Genomic DNA, 3,723 nt, shown 5'->3' on the forward strand with positions numbered 1-3,723 from the left:
CTGTTGCTTGGTGATGATGAACTCGGCCAGCAGCTCGGCATCCGAATGGCCTTCCCATAAGCCGAAGGAATCCTGAGTACGAATGAGCCGCAGGAGGCATTTGACGAACGGGGAAGCAAGGGCCTCGTCGTCCTTGTGGACAGCAGGGCCAACCGGAGGAATTTCGTTGTTCGTCATTTCAGTCTTCGTCTTCGAGGTACGATTTCCTTTTCCTGCGATGCCCACTCCGGGTCGGCTTGCGTGGCCGACGAATGGCTTGGGCGGGCCAACCCCAAGAGTGCCCCGTGGCCGACCTCGACATGTCCACGAGTGCGAGACCTGCGGCGCGAATTCGCGGCGCACATTGTCTGCGCCGCGATCCGACCGGTGGTCAACGCAATTGAAATCCAACCTGCCGCAAGCCGCCGCCCTGCTGCATCGACATACTTGCTGCGAAGAGAGCCTCGATGGGCGGATTGGCCAGTGTTCAATTCCAATTGTCAGTCCCTTCGCGATTCTTGCTCAGGAAGTGACTGCGTTTTGAGTTTCGGGTGCCTTCTTTTGCGGAGCCACACAAAGATCCGCGTGACAGGCAGGCTCACCCGTGTAGTTGGCCAGTGCTTCGAGCAATGGGGTAAGATAGTACTGTTTGGTGTGGTCCGGAATTGGCCCCAGCCGGTCCACCGATTTCAGTGCCACCTCGATCAACTCGATTGCGCGATCTTTGTTGCCGCTCTCGTAATAATACTGAGCTACCGGGAGGTACCGGAGGTACTTAAACGGGCCATCGCCGTTCGGGGGATTGAGTGCCAGTATCTGTTCCGAGAGCTCGTTGCCCATCGCAAAGCGCTCCGCGCGCGGAAGATGGGAATTGTCCATCGTGGGATCGAAGAGTTGGTTGAGGGCCAAGGCCATCCACGACACCGCGTCGGACGTTTTGTCGATCGCGTCCTCGACCAATTCTCGCATGACCGGCATGCCGGTCTTGATGTCGCGCAGCTTGTGAAGCAGAAGATCCGCATGAATCTGCCGGAACTCACAAGAGTCTGGCATCAAGGCGAGGCCTTCTTCGATGGCCAAGAGCGCCGCCGTCCAATTCTCGGCCTGCATCGCCGGCTCAAGTTTGGCGTATATCGGCCCGGTAAGCGACATTTCGCGCGCTGCAAGTTGGTTATGCGCGATGCGCTTTGCATCGGCGGCTTTCGCTTCATAGCTGCTGCGCCAGCTGCCGTTAAGGACTTTCGGCAAAACGTCATCGAGTTCCGCCGGGTGGCCGATAAAAGCGATGTGGCCGTCGCGGTCGACCACGAACGAGGTGGGAATCCCAATCGAAGAGCTGGGATCCATCCAGAGCTTGTTCATTTCGCCAATGTAATCGAACCCGATACGATAATTCAGATTCGGGAACTCCTCGGTCAGCCAGGCATCCACGTTGGTCCGCGCCTCGTCTGCGGTAGGACCCTGTTCGCAGGCGGCAACTCCGACCGCCTCAAATCCGCTGCCTTCATATTTCTCCTGCAGTTCGATCAAATGGGGCATGGCGTCGACACATGGTCCGCACCAAGTCGCCCAAAACTCAACGAGGTAGACCTTGCCGGGCCGAAAGTTCGTGAGGGGCTCGCCACGCAGCCAGTTCTCCACTTTGATCGCAGGAGCCGGGGACCCCATACGCAGTTCCATCTTGGTGTCCAAAGTCATTCCACACCTTTCGTCTCTTTTGTCGCGGAATATTTTCCAGTCAAAATCGGACACGGTCTCGAGGGCATCGCTCCCTCTGGCTTGCTTCAGCGAAGCTCTCACCGTGTTGCCGCACATCAAGCTGCAACGGAGGTGCCAATTCCCTCAGCTCCGGTAAGCGGCGGGAAATGCTTTGAAATTCTCCACGAGGCCAAATGCGGCCGATTGTCGTGAACCCGACATGTCTTCTGCCGCTGTCGGGTTTCGCCCTATCACTCTTGAGAGCTTGGACGGCTCGCCTGTGATTAGACTGGCCTCGGTCCTCGAGCAGTGGCAGTTTGGCGCCAGTTCGAAAGCGCGAACTCGCCGGCTTGGTCCTCGTGCCGCCACCGCCGCGTGTGGATTCTTGCCCCGGAGTCAAAATTCGCCTCGCGGTTGCCAACGGCGGCATGCGCTCAATGCGCGTGGCGTTGAGCACCGACAGCACGTAATGGTACCAATTAGTGGATGCCCGTCGCTGCCTCCACTTCTCCAGCCAAGCGCTCGAACGACGCTACCTACCCACGTTCGAGCGCGACCGCGGAATCGCAGACTGCCGAACGTCAGCCGTTGCGAAAGGTGTAGCCGTACCCGTTGATCGCCGGTGCGCCGCCTAGATGTGCGTAGAGGACCCTCGATCCCTGTGGAAAGAAGCCCCTCTGGACGAGGTCGATCATCCCTTGCATCGATTTGCCCTCGTAAACGGGGTCCGTAATCATGCCCTCGAGCCGCGCGCACAAACGGATTGCCTCTTTGGTTTCCTCCGATGGAACGCCATAACCCGGGTACGCGTAGTCCATGAACAACACCACGTCTGCCTCGACAATTTCCGCTCCGAGGTGGACGAGCTTCGCTGTATTTTGGGCGATGCCAAGCACCTGCGCCTTGGTCTTGGCGGGCATGGCGGAGGCATCGATACCGATCACGTTGCGCTGTCGACCATCCTTGGCGAACCCGACGAGCATGCCGCCGTGGGTTGAACCAGTCACCGTACAGACGACGATATAGTCGAAGGCAAACCCAAGCTGCTCTTCCTGGGCACGCACCTCCTCAGCGAACCCCACATAGCCCAGGCCGCCGTATTTGTGGACAGAGGCGCCGGCAGGTATCGCATATGGCCTGCCGCCCCTTGCCTTGACTTCATAAAGTGCCTTTTCCCAGCTGCGGCGGATGCCGATGTCAAAGCCCTCGTCAACCAGGCGCACCTCTGCCCCCATGATGCGGCTCAAGAGGATATTGCCGACCCGGTCGTAGACAGCATCATCATGTGGGACCCAGCTCTCCTGGACCAGGAGGCATTTCATGCCGATCTTGGCGGCGACCGCAGCGACCATGCGCGTATGGTTGGACTGCACGCCACCGATTGTGACGAGCGTATCGGCATCTGACGCGATCGCGTCGGGCACAATGTATTCGAGCTTGCGCAGCTTGTTTCCGCCGAACGCGAGACCGGAGTTGCAGTCCTCGCGTTTGACGTAGATTTCCACCTTGTCGCCCAGATGCTTGCCGAGGCGGTCGAGCCTCTCGATCGGCGTGGGTCCAAAGGTGAGCGGATAACGTTCGAATTTTTCCAGCATGCTATCTCCAGCAAAAAAGTACCTGAACCTGCTACGCACCGGTCAGCCCAGGGGTATGGTCGCGTGTTAGCCGAACACAGATTCCCTATACGATCAGCTCAGTCATCAGAGGGTGACCAAAATTGGTGTGGGTCTGAGCACTGATCCTGTCATCCGCGCATCAAAGCAGCAGCACATGCTGGGCATTCGACCAAGCCGGGACACAGCTGAAAATTGCATTCCGCAGTTGATCAGAGTCAGACGACTGGTACCCGAGCTTTCCTGTAACCATCGGCATGCTGGCCCCTGTGGCGAGTTCCACGAGCGCGGCTAGAGGACTGCCAGATCAGAAAGAGCACGCGGCCGAAGTAGCCGGCCTGAAGCAGCAGCGAACAGGCCAGCGTCGTGACGACTGCCACACGGAGCGAATCCAAAGCGAAGTAAACCATCGACGCATTGCTGCACAGGACCA

The 3,723-nt window shown here is 58.6% G+C and carries 3 protein-coding genes; all 3 read right to left on the bottom strand.

Annotation, left to right across the window (positions count from 1 at the left end; translation table 11 throughout):
* Window positions 1-501: 501 nt before the first annotated feature.
* Entirely contained in the window at window positions 502-1,659 is a 1,158-nt protein-coding gene (locus EOA36_RS30390) for a TlpA disulfide reductase family protein (protein ID WP_126097328.1), read from the bottom strand.
* 599 nt (window positions 1,660-2,258) lie between these two features.
* Complete coding sequence (locus EOA36_RS30395) at window positions 2,259-3,272, bottom strand: 1-aminocyclopropane-1-carboxylate deaminase (protein WP_024505903.1); 1,014 nt, start codon at window positions 3,270-3,272, stop codon at window positions 2,259-2,261.
* Window positions 3,273-3,508: 236 nt separating this feature from the next.
* Window positions 3,509-3,723: exopolysaccharide production repressor protein (locus EOA36_RS30400; RefSeq protein WP_127280632.1), on the bottom strand; the 215-nt coding region annotated here is incomplete at its 5' end.

The sequence above is a fragment of the Mesorhizobium sp. M8A.F.Ca.ET.021.01.1.1 genome (assembly GCF_003998025.1).
Taxonomy (GTDB): domain Bacteria; phylum Pseudomonadota; class Alphaproteobacteria; order Rhizobiales; family Rhizobiaceae; genus Mesorhizobium.